Source organism: uncultured Oscillibacter sp., assembly GCF_910584465.1.
In the GTDB taxonomy this organism is placed as follows: Bacteria; Bacillota; Clostridia; order Oscillospirales; family Oscillospiraceae; genus Oscillibacter.
The window spans coordinates 1-6547 of sequence record NZ_CAJUBK010000089.1; the positions used below are offsets into that span (position 1 = coordinate 1).

A 6547-nucleotide genomic window follows, 5' to 3' on the forward strand; every position below is an offset into this window, starting at 1 on the left:
CCTCGGCGGGCGGGGTGGGGGGGATGCGGGAGGCCCGGGAAGGGGGGCCGCACGATCTCGGCCGGGGCCGAGGCGCCCGGCAGGGTCAGCCCCTCTGCCGGGCGGAGCCGATCATATAGTCGAGGAGACCGGGCACGTCCCTGGCGTCGGAGAGGCTGATGCAAAGCCCGTCCCGGCCGGGGCGCATGACCCGCAGGAGCTGGCGGGCGGTGTGGTCCCGCTTGAGATCGCAGGTGGAATCGTCCGGCAGGTGGAGCAGCACCCGGCCCCGGCTGTGTTCGACGACGTTCAAAAAGCCCTCCGTATCGGGCAGCACCATGAGCTTGAACATGGGAGCGGCCTCCTTCATCATGAAAGTCCGTGGTCCGTCTTGCGTCCCGCGGCGGTCTATGATAGGATGATATCATCGAAAGATCAGGGGGCGGTAGGAGGAAAGCGCCGGGACACTAGTACGAAACCGCCAGATCGGAGGAAGCCATGGCACTGAGCGCCTGCATCCCCAACGTGGATCCCCACGGCCGTGAGCTGGTGGCCCACGGCACGCCGCTGTTCCCCGTCGCCTGCTACGCGGACGATCTGGAGGCGGACACGGTCCTCTGGCACTGGCACGAGGAATTGGAGGTCATCCGGGTGGCGGAGGGCCGGATCGACGTCAACGCGGAGGGCGGCGGCTGGACCCTGGAGGCGGGGGAGGGCTGCTTCATCACCGCCGGGGCCCTCCACGAGGCCCGGCGGAGCGGGGAGGGGCCGGGGCGCCTCCACTCCCTGGTGTTCCATCCCCGGCTGGTGGGCGGGAGCCTGGAGAGCGTCTTTTGGCAGGGCTACCTCCAGCCCCTGCTGTCCGACGCCTCCAGCCGGTTCGTCCGCCTCTCGGGGGAGGTCGCCTGGCAGGGGGAGGCCCTGGAGGCCGTCGAGGCGGCGTGGCGGGCCTGCGCGGAGGAGCCGCCGGGCTTCGAGTTCGCCGTGCGGGAGGGGCTGTCCCGGGTGGTGGCCCTGCTGACGGCCCACCGGCCCCCGGCGCAGGAGGGCCCCTCGGAGAAGGCCCTGCGGGACGGGGAGCGGATCCGTGCCATGCTCCGCTATATCCAGGAGCACTATGGGGAGGAGCTGACCGTGGCGGCGATCGCCCGGAGCGCCGCCGTCAGCCAGAGCGAATGCCTCCGGTGCTTCAAGAGCACGATCGGCGCCACGCCCATCCAATACGTCAAGCAGCTGCGCATCCAGCGGGCGGCGGAGCTGCTGGCCTCCACCGGGGAGAAGATCGCGGACATCGGGGCCGCCTGCGGCTTCCAGGAGATGAGCTATTTCGCCAGGACCTTCCGGGCGCTGAAGGGCCGGACCCCCAGCCAGTACCGGGCGGAACGGGCGGGCGGGTGAAAAACCTTCGCCCCTGCCTTGTAATATGCCGTCGATCGTGGTAGAATCATGGGGAGACTTTGGAGAGGAAACGGTAGCCTTATGGAAAATTATTCCTTCAAGAGCGTGGCCTTCGGCGGCTTCGACAAGCAGGACGTGGTCCGGTACCTGGAGCAGGCGTCGGAGAAAGCGGCCGCCCGGCAGCGGGAGCTGGAGACGGAGAACGAGGACCTGCGCAAGCGGATGGGAGAACAGGACAGCGAGCTTCGTGAGCTCCGCGCCCAGGTGGAGGAGCTGACCGCCCAGCGGGAGCAGATCCAGGAGGAGCTGGAGGCGGAGCGGTCCGCCCGGGCGGACCTGGAGCCCCTGCGGACGCTGGAAGCCGACCTGTCCCGGACCGCCGCCGAGCGGGACGCCCTGCGGCCGGACGCCGAGCGCTATGCCCGCTTCCGGGAGCGGCTGGGGGCCATCGAGTGCGAGGCCCGGGACCGGGCCGACGCGCTGGAGGCGGAAGCCGCCGCCCAGACCCGCCGGACGGCGGAGGAGTTCCGCACCCACTACCGGCGGATCATGAGCTCCTTCGAGTCCACCGCCGGGCACGTGAACAGCGAGCTGCGGAAGATCGAGGTGATGCTCAGCCAGCTGCCCCGGGCCCTGGACCAGACGGGGACGGAGCTGGACGCGCTGGCGGCCCGGCTGGAGAAGGGGCCGGAGACGGGCGCGGGGAAAGAGAAAAAGGACTGAGGACGGCTCCGTGCCGTTCGGCCGGGATGAAAATCCCCGGCGTGGGAAAGCTACTCCCGAAAGGAGATGTTCCCATGGTCCATTTGAGCACTTATTTCTCCCTGGAGAACGCCGGGGATCCCCACGACGAGAAGCTGCTGAAGCGGGGGCTGGACGCGCTGCCCGGCGTCACCTCCGTCAGCCTCAGCGAGCGGGGCTGCGTGGCGGTGGACTACGACTCCACCGGCGTCCGGCAGGAGCAGATCCGCCAGAAGGTCCAGGAGCTGGGCTATCAGCTGCGGAGCGAGGACTGAGGACGGGGATCGGCGAAAAAACCTTGACACATCGGACAAAGCTTGCTAATATACTGAGAGAGTCAAGTGAATACCGCGATGAACGGAAAGAGTAACAGTCCATCCAAAGGGCAGAGAGGGCGCGTCACCGGCTGTAAGCGCGCCTGCGGCGGGGACTGCGAAGTGCGTCCGGGAGCGTGAGGGGGATGCCCCTCCGGCTGGCCCCGTCACAGGCCCCTTGAGTGATAAATGAGAGTGGAACCGCGATCCGTCGCCTCTCGTACTTCGGTACGGGAGGCGTTCTCGTTCCCTCCCGCACCTGACAAGGAGTGGATCTTATGTATTTGACTCGCCTCAGCGGCCTGCTGGCCGCGTACCAGCGCCGGGATCCCGCGGCCCGGAGCAAGCTGGAAGTCTTCCTCCTCTATCCCGGCGTCCATGCCGTCTTGTGGCACCGGACGGCCCACTGGCTGTATCTGCACCGCCGGTACTTCCTGGCCCGCTGGATCTCCCAGCACGCCCGGAACGCCACCGGCATCGAGATCCATCCCGGGGCCACGATCGGCGAACGGCTGGTCATCGACCACGGCAGCGGCGTGGTGATCGGCGAGACCGCCGAGATCGGGGACGACTGCCTGCTCTACCAGGGCGTGACCCTGGGCGGCACCGGCAAGGACCAGGGGAAGCGCCATCCCACCCTGGGGAACAACGTGCTGGTGGGCTGCGGAGCGAAGATCCTGGGCCCCTTCACCGTGGGGGACAACGCCAGGGTGGCGGCGGGGGCCGTGGTATTGGGCCCGGTGCCGCCGGACTGCACCGCCGTGGGCGTGCCCGCCCACATCGCCCGGGTGAGCGGGAAGCCGGCGGCGTCCTACGCCGACGACGTGGACCACATCCACGTCCGCGATCCGGTGCGGGAGGCGCTGGAGGGACTGACGAAACGCATCGAGAAGCTGGAGGCCCAGCATCACGACCGACACGACGAAGAGAGGACGGCTTGAAATGTATCTGTACAATTCCGCGACCCATAAAAAAGAGGAGCTCAAGACCCACACCCCCGGCCGGGTGGAGATGTACACCTGCGGCCCCACCGTGTACCATTTCGCCCACATCGGCAACCTGCGGAGCTATATCATGGAGGACGTGCTGGAGAAATACCTCCGCCTCGCCGGGTACGACGTGAACCGCGTCATGAACATCACCGACGTGGGCCACCTGTCCAGCGACGCCGACACCGGCGAGGACAAGATGCTCAAAGGGGCGAAGCGGGAGAACAAGACGGTGATGGACATCGCCAGGTTCTACACCGACGCCTTCTTCGACGACTGCCGGAAGCTGAACATCAAGACCCCCGATGTGGTCCAGCCCGCCACCGGCTGCATCGACGAATATATCAAGATCATCTCCAAGCTGGTGGACACCGGCTACGCATACCTGGCCGGGGGGAACGTGTACTTCGACAGCTCCAAGCTCAAGCGGTACTATATCTTCAACGACCACGACGAGGACGATCTGGCCGTGGGCGTCCGGGAGGGCGTGGAGGAGGATTCCAACAAGCGCAACAAGAACGACTTCGTCCTCTGGTTCACCAAGTCCAAGTTCGAGGACCAGGCCCTCAAGTGGGACTCCCCCTGGGGCGTGGGCTACCCCGGCTGGCATATCGAGTGCTCCGGCATCTCCATGAAGTACAACGGGGAGTACCTGGACCTGCACTGCGGCGGCGTGGACAACGCCTTCCCCCACCACACCAATGAGATCGCCCAGTCCGAGAGCTACCTGGGCCATCCCTGGTGCCCCCACTGGTTCCATGTCCACCACCTGAACGACCCAGCGGGCAAGATGAGCAAGTCCAAGGGCGAGTTCTTGACCGTGACGCTGCTGGAGGAGAAGGGCTACGATCCCCTGGCCTACCGGTACTTCTGCCTCCAGAGCCACTACCGCAAGACCCTGGTGTTCAGCTGGGAGAACCTGGACAACGCCGCCGCCGCGTACAGCAAGCTGCTTGGCCGCATCGGGGCGCTGAAGCCCGAGGGGGACGTGGACCAGGCGGTGCTCGGCGCGTACAAGGAGAAGTTCCTCCAGCAGGTGGGCAACGACCTGAACACCTCCATGGCGGTGACGGCGGTCTTCGACGCGCTGAAGGCCAAGACGAGCGACGCCACGAAGCTGGCCATCATCGGGGAGTTCGACAAGGTGCTGTCCCTGAGCCTCCTGGAGAAGGCGGCGGCGATCCGGGAGAAGGCGGCCCAGGCCACGAAGAGCGGCGGCGGGGACTACGTCATCACCGGCGAGGGCGACCCGGACATCGACGCCAAGGTCCTGGCCCGGTACGAGGCGAAGAAGGCCAAGGACTTCGCCGAGGCGGACCGGATCCGGGAGGAGCTGAGGGCCCAGGGCATCGAGGTCACCGACGTGAAGGGCGGGGCCTCCTGGAAGAGAGTGTAAAAGTGGATCCAGCAAGATCGCTCCTCGTTATTTTGGGAACTGCCTAGGTAAAGCCGAGCTCCTTACTGAAAGAGGAGCTCGGCTTTATCATTTAGGAATAGATGTAATCATCAATGACCCGCTTGATGTTGCTCGGGAGCTTTTTCTGTTTATAGATGCCGTAGCCGGAGGTGAGGGCAAGAGGCCAAAGGATGAACATGGCTGTTGCCATGATCGCCGCCTTATCTCCCCATTTGGCTTCGCCCAGTTCTACTGTGACAGAGTTTCCGCTTTCGATGAAACGTACGGTCAACGCTTTGTCCATGCCGACAAACTGCTTCAGACCGCCGTTCTTTGCGCGAGCTTGGATCGCAAGCATGTTCGAGGACCCAGTGTTGATCGTTTGCGTCTCCATGCCCTCAACGATGGAAAGGTACTGCCGGGTGACATCCATCATACCCTGTACCGTTTTCCCAATAGGCAGGGTATACATAAACTGCTGATTTGCCATCTTATCATGCCCCTTTTCACTCTCGATTTGAATGCCCTGCGCCCAAGATCAGGGACCTGTCCTAATCACGCATGTCCATCCCTTCTTTCATGTCGTATCCACCCGGTATCCGGGAGGCATCCTGCCTCCCAGTGCCGGGCGAAAAACAAAAACGCCGCATAGGCAAGCCTACACAGCGTGAGGGGCGATCCACCATACGAAAGGAGGGCGATAGACATAGATACGACGAAAGGCCCTCTTTACAAAGAAAGGAGGATGTCGTATAATATCCCTATGCGGATACGGTTGGATGCCGTTGTATAGGTGGTACTCTCACCTGTGCAGGCTTGCGGGTGCGCCAACACCCGTAAGCCGCCGCATTTTCATTTTTCAAGTTGATTATAGCAGGATCTTGTCGGCTTTGCAAGACATTTCCACAAGCTCCATTTATAGGGACGCCCCGCCTTCCATGGAAAGGCGGGGCGTTTTTTCAATTCCTCCCCACCGCTCCGGCGGAGTCCTTCAGCAGCACGTCATGCGCCCCGCCCTCCACGATGGAGACGGAGCTGACCAGGGTCAGCTTGGCCTTCTCCCGGAGCTCCGGGATGGTCAGCGCGCCGCAGTTGCACATCGTCGAGCGGATCTTCGCCAGGGTGGTGGACATGCCGTCCGACAGCGCTCCGGCGTAGGGGACGTAGGAGTCCACGCCCTCCTCGAAGGAGAGCTTGGCCGCGCCGCCCAGGTCGTAGCGCTGCCAGTTCCGGGCCCGGGCGCTGCCCTCGCCCCAGTACTCCTTCATATAGCTGCCGCCGATGAGGATCTTGCTGGTGGGGGACTCGTCGAACCGGGAGAAGTACCGGCCCAGCATGCAGAAGTCCGCCCCCATGGCCAGGGCCAGGGTGATGTGGTAGTCCTGCACGATGCCGCCGTCGGCGCAGATGGGGACGTAGACGCCGGTCTCCTCGAAGTACCGGTCCCGCTCCGCCGCCACGTCGATGACCGCCGTGGCCTGGCCCCGGCCGATGCCCTTGGTCTCCCGGGTGATGCAGATGGAGCCGCCGCCGATGCCGATCTTCACGAAGTCCGCCCCGGCGTCCGCCAGGAAGCGGAAGCCCTCGCCGTCCACCACGTTGCCCGCGCCCACCTTCACGGCGTCGCCGTAGCGCTCCCGGATCCATCTCAGGGTCCGGGCCTGCCACTCGGAATAGCCCTCGGAGGAGTCGATGACCAGCACGTCCACCCCGGCGTCCACCAGGGCGGG

The 6547-nt window shown here is 64.9% G+C and carries 8 protein-coding genes; 5 read left to right on the plus strand and 3 right to left on the minus strand.

Annotated features, from left to right (window positions below; genetic code table 11):
- Window positions 1-85 precede the first annotated feature (85 nt).
- The gene (locus QZ332_RS12650) at window positions 86-331 is read right to left on the minus strand and encodes a hypothetical protein (protein WP_295766063.1); all 246 of its coding nucleotides are present in this window, start codon (window positions 329-331) and stop codon (window positions 86-88) included.
- 146 nt (window positions 332-477) lie between these two features.
- Here QZ332_RS12650 and QZ332_RS12655 point away from each other — a divergent pair, with 146 nt between their 5' ends.
- The 5 genes from QZ332_RS12655 (at window position 478) to cysS (ending at window position 4817) form a co-directional block, all read left to right on the plus strand.
- Window positions 478-1377 (plus strand): AraC family transcriptional regulator, encoded by a 900-nt coding sequence (locus QZ332_RS12655; RefSeq protein WP_295766065.1) that lies wholly within the window; start codon window positions 478-480, stop codon window positions 1375-1377.
- Window positions 1378-1458: 81 nt separating this feature from the next.
- On the plus strand, window positions 1459-2100 hold the full coding sequence (locus QZ332_RS12660) for a hypothetical protein (protein ID WP_295766067.1): 642 nt from the start codon (window positions 1459-1461) through the stop codon (window positions 2098-2100).
- A gap of 74 nt (window positions 2101-2174) precedes the next feature.
- A complete protein-coding gene (locus QZ332_RS12665; RefSeq protein ID WP_295766068.1) occupies window positions 2175-2393 on the plus strand; it encodes a heavy-metal-associated domain-containing protein in 219 nt (72 codons plus the stop codon).
- Window positions 2394-2710: 317 nt separating this feature from the next.
- Window positions 2711-3373 (plus strand): serine O-acetyltransferase EpsC, encoded by a 663-nt coding sequence (epsC, locus tag QZ332_RS12670; protein WP_295766070.1) that lies wholly within the window; start codon window positions 2711-2713, stop codon window positions 3371-3373.
- A 1-nt stretch (window position 3374) separates the two neighbouring features.
- A complete protein-coding gene (gene cysS, locus QZ332_RS12675; protein WP_295766072.1) occupies window positions 3375-4817 on the plus strand; it encodes a cysteine--tRNA ligase in 1443 nt (480 codons plus the stop codon).
- A gap of 91 nt (window positions 4818-4908) precedes the next feature.
- Here cysS and QZ332_RS12680 read toward each other — a convergent pair whose 3' ends face one another.
- Both QZ332_RS12680 and QZ332_RS12685 read right to left on the minus strand, forming a co-directional pair.
- Entirely contained in the window at window positions 4909-5307 is a 399-nt protein-coding gene (locus tag QZ332_RS12680) for a hypothetical protein (RefSeq protein ID WP_295766074.1), read from the minus strand.
- A 469-nt stretch (window positions 5308-5776) separates the two neighbouring features.
- Window positions 5777-6547 (minus strand): IMP dehydrogenase (locus tag QZ332_RS12685; protein WP_295766077.1); only part of this gene is annotated, 771 nt, incomplete at its 5' end.